The organism is Mycobacterium senriense (assembly GCF_019668465.1).
In the GTDB taxonomy this organism is placed as follows: domain Bacteria; phylum Actinomycetota; class Actinomycetes; order Mycobacteriales; family Mycobacteriaceae; genus Mycobacterium; species Mycobacterium senriense.
Genome location: NZ_AP024828.1, coordinates 4089647 through 4107349, shown reverse-complemented (window position 1 = coordinate 4107349; position 17703 = coordinate 4089647). Strand labels below are relative to the sequence as shown.

Annotated in this window: 14 protein-coding genes and 1 pseudogene; 4 read left to right on the top strand and 11 right to left on the bottom strand. The window is 70.0% G+C overall.

Annotated features, from left to right (window positions below; all coding sequences use genetic code 11):
• Window positions 1-5: 5 nt before the first annotated feature.
• The 9 genes and pseudogenes from murD to MTY59_RS19405 all read right to left on the bottom strand — a co-directional run bounded on the left by murD (window position 6) and on the right by MTY59_RS19405 (window position 11616).
• Window positions 6-1475, bottom strand: coding sequence for a UDP-N-acetylmuramoyl-L-alanine--D-glutamate ligase (gene murD, locus MTY59_RS19445; protein ID WP_221042593.1), 1470 nt, complete (start codon window positions 1473-1475; stop codon window positions 6-8).
• Entirely contained in the window at window positions 1475-2554 is a 1080-nt protein-coding gene (gene mraY, locus MTY59_RS19440) for a phospho-N-acetylmuramoyl-pentapeptide-transferase (RefSeq protein ID WP_221042592.1), read from the bottom strand. Before mraY ends, murD begins: the two co-directional genes overlap by 1 nt.
• Entirely contained in the window at window positions 2551-4110 is a 1560-nt protein-coding gene (locus MTY59_RS19435) for a UDP-N-acetylmuramoyl-tripeptide--D-alanyl-D-alanine ligase (protein WP_221042591.1), read from the bottom strand. Before MTY59_RS19435 ends, mraY begins: the two co-directional genes overlap by 4 nt.
• A pseudogene (locus tag MTY59_RS19430) lies at window positions 4107-5695 on the bottom strand (UDP-N-acetylmuramoyl-L-alanyl-D-glutamate--2,6-diaminopimelate ligase). The gene MTY59_RS19435 and the pseudogene MTY59_RS19430 overlap by 4 nt, the downstream one beginning before the upstream one ends.
• A 113-nt stretch (window positions 5696-5808) precedes the next feature.
• Window positions 5809-7884, bottom strand: a complete 2076-nt coding sequence (locus MTY59_RS19425) for a peptidoglycan D,D-transpeptidase FtsI family protein (RefSeq protein ID WP_221042590.1) — start codon at window positions 7882-7884, stop codon at window positions 5809-5811.
• A complete protein-coding gene (gene ftsL, locus MTY59_RS19420; protein ID WP_221042589.1) occupies window positions 7881-9158 on the bottom strand; it encodes a cell division protein FtsL in 1278 nt (425 codons plus the stop codon). Before ftsL ends, MTY59_RS19425 begins: the two co-directional genes overlap by 4 nt.
• Window positions 9155-10408 (bottom strand): 16S rRNA (cytosine(1402)-N(4))-methyltransferase RsmH, encoded by a 1254-nt coding sequence (gene rsmH, locus MTY59_RS19415; protein ID WP_221042588.1) that lies wholly within the window; start codon window positions 10406-10408, stop codon window positions 9155-9157. The genes ftsL and rsmH overlap by 4 nt, the downstream gene beginning before the upstream one ends.
• Window positions 10383-10814, bottom strand: coding sequence for a division/cell wall cluster transcriptional repressor MraZ (gene mraZ / locus MTY59_RS19410; RefSeq protein ID WP_068072534.1), 432 nt, complete (start codon window positions 10812-10814; stop codon window positions 10383-10385). The genes rsmH and mraZ overlap by 26 nt, the downstream gene beginning before the upstream one ends.
• A gap of 400 nt (window positions 10815-11214) precedes the next feature.
• Complete coding sequence (locus MTY59_RS19405; RefSeq protein ID WP_221042587.1) at window positions 11215-11616, bottom strand: SCO2097 family morphological protein; 402 nt, start codon at window positions 11614-11616, stop codon at window positions 11215-11217.
• A gap of 338 nt (window positions 11617-11954) precedes the next feature.
• Between MTY59_RS19405 and MTY59_RS19400 the strand changes: the two genes are divergently transcribed.
• Entirely contained in the window at window positions 11955-12563 is a 609-nt protein-coding gene (locus MTY59_RS19400; protein WP_221042586.1) for a GNAT family N-acetyltransferase, read from the top strand.
• 147 nt (window positions 12564-12710) lie between these two features.
• Entirely contained in the window at window positions 12711-13361 is a 651-nt protein-coding gene (gene lppM / locus MTY59_RS19395; RefSeq protein WP_221046533.1) for a lipoprotein LppM, read from the top strand.
• Here the strand turns inward: lppM and MTY59_RS19390 are convergent.
• Window positions 13358-14251 carry a mycobacterial-type methylenetetrahydrofolate reductase gene (locus MTY59_RS19390; protein ID WP_221046532.1) on the bottom strand — a complete coding sequence of 298 codons (894 nt, stop codon included), beginning with the start codon at window positions 14249-14251 and terminating at the stop codon, window positions 13358-13360. The two genes, lppM and MTY59_RS19390, sit on opposite strands and share 4 nt — an antisense overlap.
• Before the next feature lie 262 nt (window positions 14252-14513).
• On the opposite strand from MTY59_RS19390, the gene idsA2 reads away from it, so the two are divergent.
• Window positions 14514-15563, top strand: coding sequence for a bifunctional (2E,6E)-farnesyl/geranyl diphosphate synthase (gene idsA2 / locus MTY59_RS19385; protein WP_221042585.1), 1050 nt, complete (start codon window positions 14514-14516; stop codon window positions 15561-15563).
• 4 nt (window positions 15564-15567) lie between these two features.
• The gene (locus MTY59_RS19380) at window positions 15568-17127 is read left to right on the top strand and encodes an alpha-(1->6)-mannopyranosyltransferase A (RefSeq protein ID WP_221042584.1); all 1560 of its coding nucleotides are present in this window, start codon (window positions 15568-15570) and stop codon (window positions 17125-17127) included.
• Here the strand turns inward: MTY59_RS19380 and MTY59_RS19375 are convergent.
• A complete protein-coding gene (locus MTY59_RS19375; protein WP_221042583.1) occupies window positions 17121-17525 on the bottom strand; it encodes an Rv2175c family DNA-binding protein in 405 nt (134 codons plus the stop codon). The genes MTY59_RS19380 and MTY59_RS19375 overlap by 7 nt on opposite strands.
• Window positions 17526-17703: the final 178 nt, after the last annotated feature.

The window sequence follows — 17703 nt, the reverse complement described above, 5'->3', positions numbered from 1 at the left end:
CCGCCCTACCGGAGCGCCGCGCGGACGGCGGCCGCGAATGCGTCGCCGCGGTCGGCGTAACCCGCGAATTGGTCGAACGATGCGCCCGCGGGTGCCAGCAGGACGGTGTCACCGGGCTGCGCCACCGTACGCGCCGCGGCCACCGCCGCGTTCATCACCGCCGAGCCCAGATTGTCACCCGTTTGTTTCACTTCTGTCACATCTGCCCCAAAGACCACAGCAGTCGCATCCATATCAGCATCCTCGCCTGTCACAACCTGCAGGACGGGGACATCCGGCGCGTGTCGCGATAACGCCTCTGCAACCTCTTGCCGATCTCGGCCGATCAGCACCGCTCCGACCAGCCGCGACGCCATCCGGGCGACCTCGGCATCGACCGACGCGCCCTTCAGCAGGCCCCCGGCGATCCACACGACGCGGGGGTAGGCCAGCACGGACGCCTCGGCCGCGTGCGGGTTGGTGGCCTTGGAGTCGTCGACGTAGGTGATGCCGTCGGCGACGGCCACGACTTCGGCCCGGTGCCGGCCCACCCGGAAGGAGGCGATCGCGGCCGCGATCGGCTCGGCCGGCACGTCGACGCAGCGCGCCAACGCCGCGGCGGCCAGGGCGTCGAGCACCCCGACCGGGCCCGGCACCGGGATGGAGCCGACCGGCAGCAGGGCCAGATCGTCGGCGAAGGCGCGATCGACCAGGTGGCCGTCGCGCACGCCCAGCTCCCCCGCCGCGGGTCCGCCCAGCCGGAAGCCGACCCGCATCGGCGCCCGGGCGGTGTCCAACAGGGCCGCCGCCCGGGCGTCGTCCAGGCCCACCACCGCCACCCGGCCATCGAGCACCCGCGCCTTGGCGGCCGCGTAGGCGGCCAGGCTGCCGTGCCAGTCCAGATGGTCCTCGGCGATGTTGAGCACCACACCGGCCTCGGGCCGCAGCGACGGCGCCCAGTGCAATTGGAAGCTGGACAGCTCGACGGCCAGCAGCTCGGCTGCTTGGTCGAGCACGTCGAGGACGGGGTCGCCGATGTTGCCGCACAGCAGGGCGCGGCGGCCGTCCGCGGTGAGCATGGCGTGCAACATCGACGTGGTCGTCGTCTTGCCATTGGTGCCGGTCACCACCAGCCAGCGCCGCGGCGGCCCGTACACGCCCGCCGCGTCCAGCCGCCAGGCCAGCTCCACGTCACCCCAGATCGGCACCCCGGCCGCCGCCGCGGCGGCCAGGACCGGCGCCGTCGGCTGGAAGCCCGGGCTGGTGACAACCAACGCGTAGTCGGCGATCCGCCCGATGGCGGTCGGCGGGTCGACGGTGGCGATGCCGCGCTCGGCGTACGGGCGCAGCATGGCCGGGTCGTCGTCGCACACGGTCGGTGTCGCGCCAAAGCGTGCCAGCGCGGCCTGCACCGCCCGGCCGGTCACACGTCCCCCGGCCACCAGCACCGGCGCGCCGGGCGCCAGCGGTTCCAGCGGGGCCTCAAGACCGCTCATCAGGCACCTATCGCGCCCAGCCACTCACCGTAGAAAAGGGCCACGCCCAGGCCGCAGGCGATCGCGGTGAGCAGCCAGAAGCGGATGATGACCGTGGTCTCGGCCCAGCCGGCCAGTTCGAAATGGTGATGAAAGGGCGCCATCCGGAACACCCGGCGCCCGGTGGTGCGAAAAGTCAAGATCTGCAACACAACCGAGCTGACCTCGGCGACGAACAGCGAACCCAGCACGACGGCGAGGATTTCGGTGCGGCTGGTGACCGAGAGGCCCGCGATGATGCCGCCCAGGGCCAGGGATCCGGTGTCGCCCATGAAGATCTTGGCCGGCGCGGCGTTCCACCATAAAAAGCCGATGCAGGCGCCCGCGGTGGCGGCCGCGACCAGCGCCAGGTCCAGTGGATCGCGCACGTTGTAGCAGCCCAGCCCGGGGGCGGTGACGCAGGCGTTGCGGTACTGCCAAAAGGTGATCAACACGTAGGCAGCGGTGACCATCGCCATGCTCCCGGCGGCCAGCCCGTCCAGACCGTCGGTGAAGTTGACCGCGTTGGACCAGGCGCTGACGACGACGACGCAGAACAACACGAACAGGCCCGGGGCCAGTGTGACGGTGGCGATCTCGCGGACGTAGGACAGGTCCGCGCTGGCCGGTGTCAGGCCGTTGTTGTTGTGGAAGTGCAGCGCCAGCACGCCGAACAGCACCGCGGCGGCGACCTGCCCGATGGTCTTGGCCGTCTTGTTCAGGCCGAGGTTGCGCGACCTGCGGATCTTGATGATGTCGTCGAGGAATCCGACGCCGCCGAGCACGGTCGCCAGGCCGAGCACCAGCAGACCGGAGATGGTGACGCCCTCGCCGTCGAAGGCCATCCCGGCCAGGTGCGTGCCCAGGTAGCCCGCCCAGATGCCGGCCAGGATGGCCACGCCGCCCATCGACGGCGTGCCGCGTTTGGCGTGGTGGGTCGGCGGGCCGTCCTCGCGGGTGTGATGGCCGAAGCCCTGCCGGGTGAACAGCCGGATCAGCGCCGGGGTCAGCAGGATCGATACGGTCAATGCGACGGCGACGGCGATCAGGATCTGCCTCATGCGCGCGTCCCGCCCTCGCGATCGTCACGGGCCAGCGCGTCGGCCAGCGCACCGAGCCCGGCGGAGTTCGACGCCTTGACCAGCACGACGTCGCCGGGTTGCACCTCGGCCCGCAGCAACGCCAGCGCTGCATCGCTGTCGGCGACGTTGACGGCCCCCTTGTCGGCTGCGCCCCAGGAACCCTCCATGACCGCTCCGTGGTGCATGGCGCTCATCGACCTCCCACTTCCCACGACAACGAGTCGAGACACATCTAAGCGCACCACCAGCCGGCCGATGCGATCGTGCTCGGCTATGGCGTCCTCACCCAGCTCAGCCATCTCGCCGAGCACCGCCCAGCTCCTGCGCTTTTCGGCGGGGCTTTGGCCGCCGCCCGCGCGCCCACCGTGGGCGATCCAGGCCAGCGCCTGCAACCCGGCCCGCATCGAATCGGGGTTGGCGTTGTAGGCATCGTCGATCACGGTAACGCCGTCGGCGCGGGTCGTGACCTGCATGCGGTGTCGCGACACCGGCCCCGTCCCGGCGAGTGCGGTCGACACCTGATCGAGGCCGGCACCGCATTCCAGCGCGACCGCGGCCGCGCACAGCGCGTTGCCCACCTGGTGATCGCCGTAGACACCCAGTTGCACCTCAACCTGCGTCACCCCGGACGCCTCGCGTCGGTACAGGGTGAACCGCGGCCGGGCCAGCTCGTCGAGCGACACCGGCCCGGCCCACAGGTCGCTGACGCCCGCGTTGGTGCGCTCGGCGCGGGCGACCCGGACCACCCGGGCCACGGTCACGCTCGCCATGGCCGCCACGGCCGGATCGTCGGCGTTCAGGATCACCACCCCGGACGCCGGAACGGATTGCGGCAGTTCGGATTTCGTCTGGGCAATGGCTTCGCGTGAGCCGAATTCGCCCAGGTGCGCGGTGCCGACGTTGAGCACCACCCCGATGGACGGTGTGGCGATCTCGGCCAGCGCGGCGATGTTGCCGGGATGCCGGGCCGACATCTCGAGGACCAGGTAGTCGGTGTCGGCCGTCGCGCGCAGCACCGTCCACGGATGCCCCAGCTCGTTGTTGAACGACCCGGGCGGCGCCACCACCTCGCCCAGCGGCGCCAGCCCGGCGGCCACCAGGTCCTTGGTCGACGTCTTCCCCGACGATCCGGTGATGCCGACGATGGTCAGCCCGCCGGCCACCAGTTCGACGGCCACCGCTTGGGCCAGCCTGGCCAGCGCGGCCAGCACCGCCGCGCCGGACCCGTCCGGGTCGTGCTCGAGCACCCCGGCCCGCGATCCCGAAGCCCCCTCTGGTGCCACGACGATGGCGGGGACCCCGACCGGCCGCGCGGCCAGCACCGCGACCGCGCCGGCGGCCACGGCCGAGGCCGCGTGGTCGTGCCCGTCCGAGCGCGCGCCCGGCAGCGCCAGGAACAGGCCACCGGGCTTGACGGCGCGCGAGTCGAATTCGACCGTCCCGGTGACGTGCAGTTCCGCGGCGTCCCGCGGCGAGATGTCGGCCAGGGTGCCGCCGACGATCTCGGCGATCTGGGCGACGGTCAGGTCGATCATCCGCGATCCTCCAACGCCTGCGCCAACTCGACGCGGTCGTCGAACGGGCGGACCACGTCGCCGGTGCGCTGCCCGGTTTCGTGGCCCTTGCCGGCGATCAGCACCACATCACCGGCGCCCGCCCAGCTGACGGCGTGCCTGATCGCGTCGCGCCGGTCGGCAACCTCGACAACCTCTGCCGCGCAACCACTTCCGGTTGCGCCGGCCAGGATTTCGCGGCGAATCGCCGCCGGGTCCTCACCGCGCGGATTGTCGTCGGTGACGACGACCAGGTCGGCCAGCTCGGCGGCCGTCGCACCCATCGGCCCCCGCTTGCCCGGATCGCGCTCGCCGCCGGCGCCGAACACCACCGCCACGCGGCGACCCGGACGCGCCAGCGTGGTCAGCACCGCGCGCAAGGCACCCGGCTTGTGGGCGTAGTCGACCAGAGCCAGGAAGTCCTGCCCGGCGTCGATCCTTTCCATGCGTCCCGGCACCCGGGTCTGCCGCAGTCCGGGCGCAGCCCGCTCCGGCGACACCCCCACCGCGTCCAGAAGCGCCAGCGCCAGAAGGCAATTGGCGACGTTGTAGTGCCCGGGTAACGGGATCTCGACCTGATGGGTCGCCCCGGCGGGGTCGATGACGGTGAACTGTTGTCCCCCGGCGCCCAGCGGAGCGACGTCAACGGCGCGCCAACTCGCGGGCCGCCCCTGGGCGCTGACGGTGATCGCGTTACCGGCCCGAGCCGCCATCGCCCGCCCCGCCTCGTCGTCGATGCACACCACGACGCGGCGCGCCCGCAGCGGCGAATTCGGGTCGAACAGCAAGGCTTTGGTGTCGAAGTAGTCTTCCATCGTCGAGTGAAAGTCGAGGTGATCGCGGGAAAGGTTGGTGAAACCGCCGACCGCGAAGCCGGTTCCGTCCACACGGCCCAACGCCAGCGCGTGGCTGGAGACCTCCATGACGACGGTGTCCACGCCCTGTTCGGCCATCGCCGCCAGCATCGCCTGCAGTGCGGGGGCCTCCGGAGTGGTGAGCGCGCTGGGGATGTCGGCGCCGTCGACGCGAATGCCGATGGTGCCGATCAGCCCGGCCGTGCGGCCGGCGGCGCGCAGACCGGACTCGACCATATAGGTGGTGGTGGTCTTGCCGGAGGTGCCGGTGATGCCGATGACGGCCACCCGCTCGGACGGGCGCCCGTACACCGTGGCGGCCAGGCCGCCGAGTACGCCGCGGGGGCCGGGGTGCACCAGCGTCGGCACGGTCGGGGCGCCGGCCGCGGTCATCTCGGCGACCCCGGCGGGATCGGTGAGCACGGCGGCCGCGCCGCGCTCGATCGCGTCGGCGGCGTAGCGGGCCCCGTGGGTCGTCAGGCCGGGCAGCGCGGCGAACAGGTCGCCGGGCCGCACGTCCTGAGCGCGCAGCGTCACGCCGGTGATGGTCACGTCGGGCACGATGGTGTCCTGGTCCGGGGTGTCGGCCGGCACCGCGCCGACCTGGTCGGCGAGCTCCGGTAGTCGTGCGCCCGCGGCGGCGCTGGGGCGTAACCCAGTGGGCACCGGCACCACGTCAGTCACACCTCCCTCCGACGCCGCGTTATCCTCATGATCGGCCCTGACACCCTACCTAGCCGCAACCGGCCAGGAGACGGTCCGCGCGCCGACGGGGCCGCCGGGGGCCCACGAAGGTCAGGGGCCTCGGCTGTCTGGCGGCGACCCGCTAGGTGGCCTGCAACGTCAGCGGCGGGCCGGGGTCGGGCGACAGCGGCACGTTCTCGCGCTGCATGAGCCAGCCGGCGATGTTGTGGAACAGCGGGGCCGCCGAGTGCCCGGGCGTGCCGTCGGCGTTGCGCTCCGGGTTGTCCATCATGATGCCCATGACGTACCGGGGGTTGTCCACGGTGGCCATCCCGGCGAACGTGATCCAGTAGACGTTGTCGAAGTAGCAGCCGCAGGCCGGGTTGATCTGCTGCGCGGTACCCGTCTTGCCGGCCATTTGGTAGCCCGTCACCGCGCCGGCCGAGCCGGTGCCCTGCTGGTAACCCATCGGGTCCTTCTGCACGACGGCCCGCAGCATGTTGCGCACGGTCTGCGCCGTCTGCGGCGAGACCACCCGCACGCCGTCCGGGCGCGGCTCCTCGGTACGGGTGCCGTCCGGGGCGATGGTGGCCTTGATGATCCGCGGCGGTATCCGCAGGCCGTCGTTGGCGATCGCCTGATACATCCCGGTCATCTGCAGCAGCGTCATCGAAAGACCCTGGCCGATGGGCAGGTTCGAGAAGGTGCTGCCCGACCACTGGTCGATCGGCGGCACCAACCCGGCGCTCTCACCCGGCAGGCCCACGTTGGTGCGTTGCCCCAGACCGAATTTGCGAACCATGTCGTAGAAGCGTTCGGGGCCGACGCGCTGGGCCAGCATCAAAGTGCCGACGTTGGAGGACTTTCCGAACACACCGGTGGTGGTGTAGGGCATCACGCCGTGATCCCACGCGTCGTGGATGGACACCCCGCCCATCTGGATCGTGCCGGGGACCTGCAACACCTCATCGGGATTGGACAGGCCGTACTCGATGACCGAAGACGCGGTGATCACCTTGTTCACCGAGCCGGGCTCGAACGGCGACGACACCGCCAGGTTGCCCAGCTGTTTGTCGGCCTGCCGACCGATGTCCTGGGAGGGGTCGAAGGTGTTGTCGTTGGCCATCGCCAGCACCTCGCCGGTCTTCGCGTCGAGCACGACGGCCGAAACATTATGCGCGCCAGACAAATCCTTGGCCTGCTGAACCTGCTGCTGCACGTAGAACTGGATATCGTCGTCGAGGGTCAGCTGGACCATCGAGCCGTTGACCGCCCGATGCCGGTTGCGGTAACTGCCGGGGATGACCACGCCGTCGGATCCGCGGTCATAGGTGACCGCGCCGTCGGTGCCCGACAGGACCGAGTCCATGGCCTCCTCTAGCCCGAGCAGCCCGTGACCGTCCCAGTCGATGCCGCCGACGATGTTGGCCGCCAGCGATCCGCCCGGATACTGGCGCAGGTCCTGGCGTTCGGAACCGACCTCGGGATACTTGTCCGAGATCGCGCTGGCAACAGCGGGATCCACGGCGCGCGCCAGGTAGACGAAGTTGTCGTCGGTTTGCAGCTTCTTCAAGACGGTCGCCGAGTCGGGCTTGTTGCCCAAGCGGCTCGAGACCTCCTTGGCGATATCGCGCAGCCGCTGCTGCGGATCGGGGACGGTCGAGTTCTTGGCTTTGGCCTCCTCCAGTTGCTTGCGGATCCGTTTCGGCTGAAACGTCAGCGCACGCGACTCGATGGTGAAGGCAAGCTGGTCTTTTCGGCGGTCGATGATGCTGCCGCGCACCGCTTTTTCCACATCGGTGACCTTGAGCTGGCCGGCGGCCTGGGCCCGCAGCGACGGGGCGCTGGTCACCTGCAGAACGAACAGCTGGGAGGCCGCCACCAGCATGAGCACCAGGATGACCAGGTTGCCTGCGCGGTGCCGGAAGACGAATGACCCACCGCGGCTGGTCAACTCCACGACCTTGCGGGTACGACGCTCCCGCGCCGAGTGCCCGGCCGTCACCGCCTCGGACCGCTGTGCCGCCCCGGCGCCCTTGGCCTGCTTGGCCTTCCGGAATCGCTTTGGTTCCCGCACGTCTCGGCCGACGTCGGCTTGCTGCTGTTTCGGGCGACGCTTGGGTTGCCGTACGCCCTTGCCCGCCAAGTCCTTACGGGGACCACGTTTCGGCCGTGCCGACTGTGACCGGCGTGCCCGCGGGGATTCTCCGCGGCTCACCTGGGCGCACCTGGCGGCGCGCCGACCGCCGGCCCGGGCAGGGCGTTAGCGGGCGCGGCGGGGGCCACCGGTTGGGCCGGTGCCGCCGGGCGGCCCAGCTGCAGCGGGACCGGAATCTCGGCGGGCAACGGCGGTGGCACCTGGCCAGGAGCCGGAATCGGCAGGCCGCCCAAGGGAATCGGCACCTCGGCCGGCGCTGGAGCGGTCGACGGTCCGGCCGGCATGGGCAGCCCCGGCGTCGGCAATCCCGGCAGTACACCGGGCGCGCGTCCGGTGACCGGGCCGGCGGACATACCGGGCAGCGCACCGGTGACCGGGGCCGCGGGCATGCCGGGCAATGCACCCGTCGCCGGTCCGCCTGGCATGCCGGGCAGAGTACCCGGCACCGGCCCACCGGGTGTGGCAGGCGCGCCGGGCACCGGGGACACCGCCGGCGGCAGGTGCTGACCGCCCACCGTCGACGCGCCGTCGGGAGCGCGCAGCAGCGCTTCGGGCCCGGACCTGGCCGGGGCGGGGCCACCGGGGGCGGGCTCCACCCGCATCGAGACCTCGGGCGGGGCGGCCGGCGGCTTGGGTGGCTGCGGAGCCTCGTCGGGGAGCTTGTTGTTCAGCGGCGGCGGCGGAACACCGTCGGCCGGCTTGGGGGTGCCGACCACCACCCAGTTCCCGGACGCGTCCTGGACCAGGTGTGCGGTGTCCCTGCTCGGGATCATGCCCTGCTTGCGGGCGGCCTCCGCCAGCGCCGGGGCGGCCTCGGCCTCGCGCACGTCGCGCTCCAGCGCCTCCTTCTGTTGCTGCAGCAGCCGGGTCCGCTCGCGGGCGTGGCTCAACTTGTAGGAGCGCTCGGCGGAGTCGGTGGACAGCCACAGCGTCAGCCCGAGCCCGACGCCCAGCGCGCCGATGATCAGCACGACGAACGGCACCTTGCTGGCCAACGTCCGCGGCCGCAGGTCGATCGCCGCCAGCCGGGCGGCCAGCCGTTCGGTCAGGCGAGGGCGAACAACCTTGGGCGCCTTGGCTTTCCGTGCCCTGGCCCGAGCCTTTGCCTGGCTGGTGCTTTTGGGCCGGGCCGGCCGCTCGACCGGCCGGGCGATGGGGCTGGTCTGCGGCCCGGACTTGGGCGCGCGGGCTTCACGGGTGGGCGCCGAGGACCGGGCACGCCGCGCCGAGCCGGATTCGGCGGTGGGCCTGCGGCTCCGCCGGGCAGAACCGTCACGTCCACCCCGGCGGTCGGTGCCGCCGCGCCGTTTGGACGTCTCGCGCTCTGCTCTCATGCGTCGCCTTTCCCGCTAGCCTGCTGTGATTCCATTCGTTGCAGCGCCCGTAATCGCACTGCGGCACTGCGTGGATTGCGTTCGACCTCGGTGGCGTCGGCGCGCCCGGCGCCGTGCGTCAAGGCCCGGAATCGCGGCTCGTGGCCGGGAAGCTCGACCGGCAGATCCACCGGGGTGCGCGACGCGACCGCCTGGGCGAAGAGACGCTTGACGATCCGGTCCTCCAGCGATTGGTAGGCCATCACCACGATGCGCCCGCCGACGTCCAGGGCGTCCAGGGCGGCCGGGAGCGCCCGGCGCAGCGTGTCCAGCTCGTCGTTGACCGCGACCCGCAGCGCCTGGAACGTGCGCTTGGCCGGGTGCCCGCCGGTGCGCCGGGCCGCGGCCGGAATCGCTTCGTAGAGCAGGGCCACCAGGTCCGAGGTCGACGTGAACGGCTCACGCGCGCGCCGGCGCACGATGTGCGCGGCGATGCGACGCGCGAACCGCTCCTCGCCGTAGCGGTGCAAGATGTTCGCCAGCTCCGCCTCGTCGTAGGTGTTGACGATGTCGGCCGCGGTCAGCGGCGACGAGGGGTCCATCCGCATGTCCAGCGGCGCGTCCTGGGCGTAGGCGAAGCCACGCTCGGCGCGGTCGAGCTGCATGGACGACACCCCGAGGTCGAACAGCATTCCGTCAACCGATTCGGTTGCCGCATAACCCGATTCGTCCAGCGCTGCAGCGATGCCGTCGTAGCGCGTGTGCACCAGCGTGACCCGGTCGGCGAAGCGCGCCAGCCGTGTCCGGGCGATGTCCAGCGCGCTGGGATCATGGTCCAGTCCGATCAGCCGCAGGCCCGGCAGGTCGGTGAGGAACCGTTCTGCGTGCCCGCCGGCGCCGAGCGTGGCGTCCAGCAGCGTCGCTCCCGACCCGTCGGGGTGGTGACGGATCAGTGCGGGCGTGAGCAGTTCGACGCAGCGTTCCAGCAGGACGGGGACATGCCCGTAGTCGTTGGAATTCGAATTGTCAGCCACCGCAACGCCTCCACGGATCTGCCGGCACCCGTCGGCCGCTCGGGCCCCCAAGCGACGGGCCCCCGCGCCGCTGCGGGTCTGTGCCGCCCGGACCTGCCTTAGCAGGTGCGGCGCCCCTGCATCGAGGCCTCTGACCGAAGTCGCGAACCTGGCGTTGGGGAAGTACGCCAGGGTCGGTTCGGGCAGAGGCCACGTTGCACGGGCATGCGCCTCAGATGATGTCGCCGAGTGCTTCATCGCTGGCCGCGGAGAAGTTCTCTTCGTGGGTCTCTTGGTAGTCCTGCCAGGCCTGCGCGTCCCAGATCTCGAGGTTGTCGATCGCTCCGATGACCACGCAGTCCTTGGAGAGGTTCGCGTAGCGCCGGTGGTCGGCCGACAGGGTGATCCGGCCCTGCGCGTCGGGATGCTGCTCGTCGGTGCCGGCGGCGAGATTGCGGAGAAACGCCCGGGCCTCGGGGTTACTCCGCGAGGCCTTGCTCGCGCGGCGGGCCAGTTGCTCGAATTCCGCCCGCGGGTAGACGGCGAGGCTGTGGTCCTGGCTCTTGGTGACCATCAACCCCCCTGCCAGCGCGTCACGGAACTTGGCGGGCAGCGTCAGCCGCCCCTTGTCGTCGAGTTTGGGCGTGTAGGTGCCGAGAAACACCAGCTCACCTCCCCTATGGGGTCACCCAAACACTGCAGCCACCATACCCCACAATCCCCCACTACGCCCCATTCTTTGGGTGTCGTCGTGGCGTTTTCAGGGTTATCCGTCGTCAGGACGCCGTCAGCACCCCAGATAAGGTGTGTCGAGTCCATCCCCGGGCGTGTTCCGGGCCCGCGGGCAAAGGATATCTACCAGGCAAAACGCTCGTTGTGGGCGTAGTGGGGAACTCTAGTGGGGCGCGGTGGGGCATAAATGTCGCAACGCGGCTCGGTTGGGGCTCGATTGGGCTGCAAAACGGCATCGACGGTTGCGCAGGTGTCAGCGGCTCGGCCGGCCGAACGGATCCCGGAAAAAGAAATCGGGGCAGCCGATGGCTACCCCGAGTGTGTTGACGCGCTCAGTCGTCGAAGCGGCGGCGGAACCGATCCTCCATGCGACTGGTGAACGAACCCCCGCCCTTGTTGCGGCGCTGACGCAGCGAAGTAGCGGCCGGGCCGGAATGATCGGGCCTGCCGGACAACCGGGGGCCGGTGATCGCGAAGATCACGCCGCCAAACATGACGATGAACCCGAAGACGCTGAGGATCGGGAAGTTTCCGATCATCGTCGCCTTTAACGCCACTCCGGAGACCAGCATCGCCAGACCGACGACGAACAACGCCACGCCCTGCAGCCGCCGACGGGTGGTGGGCGCGCGGAAACCTCCGCCACGGACACTCGACGCGAACTTGGGGTCCTCGGCGTAGAGAGCGCTCTCGATCTGATCGAGCATCCGCTGCTCATGATCGGAGAGTGGCATTCGTCCCTCCTTGCCGGCTGTTTGGCACGTGACTACCGGTAGCACGCGGATGCCCGTTACAGGGGCAACTAATTGAATGATACGAGGTCAATCTGCCCCATACCACTGGTTCGACGCCGATTCTATCCCGGCCGCCTTCCGACCCACCGCCAGACCGCAACGACCGTGCGCTACAACCGGCTTCCCGCACCGGACGGTGCGTCGGTCCGGTGCCACGACCGCCCGTCGGCCCGTCGCACACGGGTCCGATAATGGGCGATGGCGGCCCGGTCCACAGCTACCACATAGTGGCGAGGCGCCGCGCGAGCCTGGATCAGCGATGAGGAGGAGACCGCGAGTTGGCGATATTCCTCATTGATCTGCTTCCCGACGACATGGAGCGGCGCCTGGGTGATGCCCTGGCGGTGTACGTCGACGCGATGCGCTACCCGCGCGGCACCGAGAACCAGCGCGCCGCGATGTGGCTGGAACACATCCGGCGACGGGGCTGGAAGGGTGCCGGCGTCGTCGAAACTCAGGAAGCCGAAGACGCGGGCGCACAACCGCCCTCGGCGGAGGACCTGGCCGGCGCCCCGTTGCTCGGTGTCGCCTACGGTTACCCCGGCGCGCCAGGGCAATGGTGGCAGCAGCAGGTCGTGCTGGGCATGCAGCGCGGCGGCTCGCCGCCCCAGGAGATCTCCCGGCTGATGGACAGCTACTTCGAGCTGACCGAGCTGCACATCCATCCCCGCGCCCAGGGCCGCGGTCTCGGCGAGGCGTTGGTCCGACGGCTGCTCGCCGGTCGGGCCGAGCAGAATGTGCTGCTCTCGACGCCGGAAACCAATGGTGAGGCCAACCGCGCCTGGCGGTTGTACCGGCGCTTGGGTTTCACCGACATCATCCGCGGCTACCACTTCGCCGGCGACCCGCGGGCGTTTGCGATCTTGGGCCGCAAACTACCTCTGTAACACCCGAACCCGGCACACATCGGAAGACTCCACGAAGTGGCACATCGGATCTGGCACGATGACCTGGTGCGAGCCAGCTCCCCCCCGCCCCGCAGCCGAGGATCCCGAGCGTTTCGTGCTCGGCGGCGCCGCCTGACGACGATCGCGATGCTGCTGCTGCTGGTGCCGCTGGCCACCGGATGCCTGCGGGTCAGGGCCTCGCTCACCATCTCCCCCGACGACCTGGTGTCCGGCGAGATCGTCGCCGCCGCCAAGCCCAAGACCTCCAAGGACACCGGCCCCCAGCTGGACAGCAACAACCTGCCGTTCAGCCAGAAGGTGGCGGTGTCGAATTACGACAGCGATGGCTACGTCGGCTCGCAGGCGGTGTTCTCCGATCTGACGTTCGCGGAGTTGCCGCAGCTGGCCAACATGAACTCCGACGCCTCCGGGGTGAACCTGACACTGCGCCGCAACGGCAACCTGGTGATCCTGGAAGGCCGGGCGGACCTGACCTCGCTGACCGATCCCGAGGCCGACGTCGAGCTGACGGTGGCCTTCCCCGGCGTCGTGACCTCCACCAACGGCGACCGGGTCGAACCCGACGTGGTGTCGTGGAAGATGAAACCGGGCGTGGTGACCACCATGACCGCCCAGGCCCGCTACACCGACCCCAACACCCGGTCCTTCACCGGGGCGGTGGTGTGGCTGTGCATAGCGTCGTTCGCGGCGGCGGGCGTGGTAGGGCTGCTGGCCTGGGTCAGCCGGGACCGCTCACCGCGGTTGACCGCGCCGCGCGACCAACCGCCGCCCGACTAGTCCGGCGTCGGTGCCCAGTAGGCGAGCATCTCCGCGAACGTCTGGAAGGCCGGCCCGGAGTTCCCGTAGGTCGCCTCGAGGTGGATGCTCAGCGGGAAGCCCAGCTCGGCCACCCCGTCGATGACGCGCTTGTAGAGGTCGACCATCTGCCGGCGTTTCTGCGCCGGTTCAGCGGCGGCCAGCTCCTTGACGAACTCCTGCTCCGCGGCCACCGCCGGATTGCCCGGGTCCTGAATCAACCAGTTGATCAGTCCGACCCGGCTCTCCATCTTCGGTACGAAGCCGAACGACAGCAGGATCTCCGGCCGGTGATCGGTCTGGCGCGCGAACTCGGTCAGGAAGCCCACGATCGCGTCGGAGTACAACAGCTGGGTCATGCCGTAGGTGGCGCCCTGGTCGCACTTGAAGTTGAACCGGCCCTGTTCGCCGTCGCGGGTGGGGATCAGAATGACGCCGCGGTTGCTCAGCAGCTCGCGGTAGATCGACAGGGCGTCGGTGGGGGCGACGCCGGAGCCCTCGCCGTCGTTCATGGTGCGCGGCACGCCGACGAAGACCACGCCTTCCATGCCGGCCGACGTCAGCTCGGTCAACCGCGTGCGCAGCGACGGCTCGTCCATGAACGCGGTCACCTGCGTGCAGAGGCCGTTGATCCCCGGCAGTTCCGGCTTGACGACCGACCAGAACTCGAGCACGTCCAACTTGGGCTTCATCTGGATGGGACGGTCGTCGTCCTCGGCGATGATCCCCGGAATCATCACGTGCCGGATCCGGCCGTCCAGGCCGGCCTCGGCCGAATTCCGCACCACTTTCTGCGCCTCTTCGAGTGCCCGTTCCCGACCTTCGTCGGCGTTCGGCGGCACCAGCTCGAGCGCAATGGTGTTGAGGGTCACGCGGCTTCTCTCCATCTGACGACTGTCGGCCCGGGGGCGTCTGGTGGCCGCGCAGTCTGCGCGCGAGCCCAGCGCACCCGCCAGCATAGGGGCGGATTAGTGAGGCAGGCGAAGCAACTGGGTCCACCCGCCCCGGTCTACGTGCGGAGCGGCGCGGGTGATGCGGCGAATACACTGGTCGGGCCTGCAACACCTAGCCAGCCGAGCAGAAAGGGGAGCCGCGCTGAGCCTTGGAGCTTCAGAAGCAGCGGCAACCGTCGAGTTGACCGGCGCCATCACCGATCAATTGCGGCGGTACATGCACGACCGGCGCACCGAGACCGCGTACATCGGTGACGACTACAGCGGTCTGATCGCCGCGCTGGAAGATTTCGTACTCAACGGGGGCAAGCGGTTACGGCCCGCGTTCGCCTATTGGGGCTGGCGCGCCGTCACCACCGAAGCCCCCGATGAGCAAGCGCTGCTGCTGTTTTCGGCGCTCGAGCTGCTGCACGCGTGCGCGCTGGTGCACGACGACGTCATCGACGACTCCTCGACCCGCCGAGGCCGGCCGACCACCCACGTCCGGTTCGCGGCGCTGCATCGCGACCGGCACTGGCAGGGCTCGCCGGAGCAGTTCGGCATATCGGCCGCCATCCTGCTCGGTGATCTGGCGCTGGCCTGGGCCGACGATATCGTCTTCGGTGTCGAGTTGACGCCGCAGGCTTCCCGGCGGGTGCGGCGGGTGTGGGCCAACATTCGCACCGAGGTGCTCGGCGGGCAGTACCTCGACATCGTCGCCGAGGCCAGCGCGGCCGCCTCGATCGCCTCGGCGATGAACGTCGACACTTTCAAGACCGCCTGCTACACCGTGTCCCGGCCGCTGCAGCTCGGGGCGGCCGCCGCGGCGGACCGGCCCGACGTCCACGACGCCTTCAGCCAGTTCGGAACGGACCTGGGGGTGGCGTTTCAGTTGCGCGACGACGTGCTGGGGGTCTTCGGTGATCCCGCGGTCACCGGTAAGCCGTCCGGGGATGATCTGCGATCCGGCAAGCGCACGGTGCTGCTGGCCGAGGCGGTGGAGTTGGCGGAGCAGTCGGACCCGGTGGCGGCCAACCTGTTACGCACCTCGATCGGGGCTCAGCTGACCGACGCGCAAGTGGATCAGCTGCGCGACGTCATCGAATCGGTGGGCGCGCTGGCCGCCGCCGAACAGCGGATCGCCGCGCTGACCCAGCGGGCGCTGGCCACGCTGGCGGCCGCGCCCATCAACACCGCGGCCAAGGCGGGGCTGTCCGAATTGGCCAAGCTGGCCACGAACCGGTCCGCCTGAACCGATGACGACTCCCACGGACGCCCCGGCGGCGGATTCACCGGCCGCCAAACCCTCTCGCGGCGAATGGTTTTCCCAGCTGAGGGCGTTCGTCGCGTCCGGCGACTCCGGTCCGGCGAAGCTGGGGATGCTGGGATCGGTGCTGATCACCCTGGGCGGCCTGGGCGCGGGCAGCACCCGCCAGCACGACCCGCTGCTCGAGGCAATGCACATGTCCTGGTTGCGTTTTGGACACGGCCTGGTGCTGTCGTCGATCGTGTTGTGGACCGGCGTCGGCCTGATGCTGATCGCGTGGCTGGCCCTGGGCCGTCGGGTGCTGACCGGCGAGGCGAGCGAGTTCGTCATGAAGGCCACCACCGGCTTCTGGCTGGCGCCGTTGCTGGTGTCGGTGCCCGTCTTCAGCCGCGACACCTACTCGTATCTGGCTCAGGGCGCGCTGCTGCGCGACGGCCTCGACCCATACGCGGTGGGACCCGTCGCCAACCCAAACAGCCTGCTGGACAACGTCAGTCCCATCTGGTCGATCACGACGGCACCCTATGGCCCGGTGTTCATCCTGGTGGCGAAGGTCATCACCATCGTGGTGGGCAACAACGTGGTGGCGGGCACCGCGTTGCTGCGACTGTGCATGCTGCCCGGCCTGGTGCTGCTGGTCTGGGCGACGCCCCGGGTGGCGCGGCATCTGGGCACCGACGGCTCGACGGCGTTGTGGATCTGTGTGCTCAACCCCCTGGTGCTGATCCATCTGATGGGCGGGGTGCACAACGAGATGCTGATGGTGGGCCTGATGGCCGCCGGCATCGCGCTGACGTTGGGCGGCCGCCACGTCGCGGGCATCACGCTGATCACCGTCGCCATCGCGGTCAAGGCCACCGCCGGCATCGCGCTGCCCTTCCTGGTGTGGGTGTGGATGCGGCACCTGCGCGATAGGCGGGAATATCGGCCGGTGCCAGCCTTTTTCGCGGCCACGGCGTTGTCGCTGCTGATCTTCGCCGTGGTCTTCGCGATCCTGTCCGCCGTCGCCGGCGTCGGCCTGGGCTGGCTGACCGCGCTGGCCGGATCGGTGAAGATCATCAACTGGCTGACCGTGCCGACCGCCGCCGCCAACCTGATCCACGCGATCGGCAGCGGCTTCTTCCCAGTGAGCTTCTACCCGATCCTGCGCGTCACCCGACTGGTCGGCATCGCGATCATCGCGATCTCGCTGCCGCTGTTGTGGTGGCGGTTCCGCCGCGACGACCGGGCCGCGCTGACCGGCATCGCGTGGTCGATGCTGATCGTGGTGCTTTTCGTGCCGGCCGCCCTGCCCTGGTATTACTCGTGGCCGCTGGCGATCGTGGCGCCGCTGGCGCAGTCGCGGCGGGCGGTCGCGATCATCGGCGGCCTGTCGACCTGGGTGATGGTGATCTTCAAACCCGATGGCTCGCACGGCATGTACTCGTGGCTGCACTTCTCGCTGGCCACCGCGTGCGCGCTGATCGCCGGGTACAGCCTGTACCGGGCTCCCGCGCGCCAGCCCGAACGGGCCGACGTCACCGCCGGAATGAGCGATCGGGCTCAGTAGGCCATCGCCTGCGCCCGGCGCACGACTTCCCGCGCCTGGTGGGCGTGCAGGGCGTCGACGGGTCGGGCGTTGTTCAGGGCATCCCGGCTGCCGTCCCGGGTGACCGTCAACGAGGGGTCCCGGGTGAACAGCCAGCGCACGATCTCGGTGTTGTGATAGCCGCCGTCGTGCAGGATGGTCAGCAATCCCGGCAGGCTCTTGACCACCTCACCGGACTTGGTGAAGAACACCTGCGGTACCACCAGTCCCTCGTCGCGGCGAACTGCAACGAGGTGCCCCTCCCGGAGTTGCTGGTGCACCTTGGTGACCGACACCCCCATCAATTCGGCGACCCGCTTCAGGTCATAGATCGGCTCGTCGGGTTCTAGCACATCGTCGCCGGCAGGAATACTGCTCATCCGGGCAAGTGTAGGCCTAGATGGCCGCGTTGAGCCCGTGTTCTACCGGCCAATCACGGCCGCGCACCTACGATGGCCCGGTGGCCCAAGCTGAACCGCCCGGCCCTCCGCCGAGAGCGGGCGGGCCCCCCGCCTCGGGCGGGCCCGGCCCGCATCGTCGCCGACCCGGGGGCGGGTC

Excerpts from the sequence above, each read along its gene's own strand:
- ftsL (WP_221042589.1), bottom strand. The coding sequence starts at position 9,158 with ATGAGAGCAGAGCGCGAGACGTCCAAACGGCGCGGCGGCACCGACCGC.
- MTY59_RS19375 (WP_221042583.1), bottom strand. The coding sequence starts at position 17,525 with ATGAGCAGTATTCCTGCCGGCGACGATGTGCTAGAACCCGACGAGCCG.
- MTY59_RS19435 (WP_221042591.1), bottom strand. The coding sequence starts at position 4,110 with ATGATCGACCTGACCGTCGCCCAGATCGCCGAGATCGTCGGCGGCACC.
- rsmH (WP_221042588.1), bottom strand. The coding sequence starts at position 10,408 with ATGAAGCACTCGGCGACATCATCTGAGGCGCATGCCCGTGCAACGTGG.
- MTY59_RS19380 (WP_221042584.1), top strand. The coding sequence starts at position 15,568 with ATGACGACTCCCACGGACGCCCCGGCGGCGGATTCACCGGCCGCCAAA.
- lppM (WP_221046533.1), top strand. The coding sequence starts at position 12,711 with ATGCTGCTGCTGCTGGTGCCGCTGGCCACCGGATGCCTGCGGGTCAGG.
- murD (WP_221042593.1), bottom strand. The coding sequence starts at position 1,475 with ATGAGCGGTCTTGAGGCCCCGCTGGAACCGCTGGCGCCCGGCGCGCCG.
- MTY59_RS19405 (WP_221042587.1), bottom strand. The coding sequence starts at position 11,616 with ATGCCACTCTCCGATCATGAGCAGCGGATGCTCGATCAGATCGAGAGC.
- mraY (WP_221042592.1), bottom strand. The coding sequence starts at position 2,554 with ATGAGGCAGATCCTGATCGCCGTCGCCGTCGCATTGACCGTATCGATC.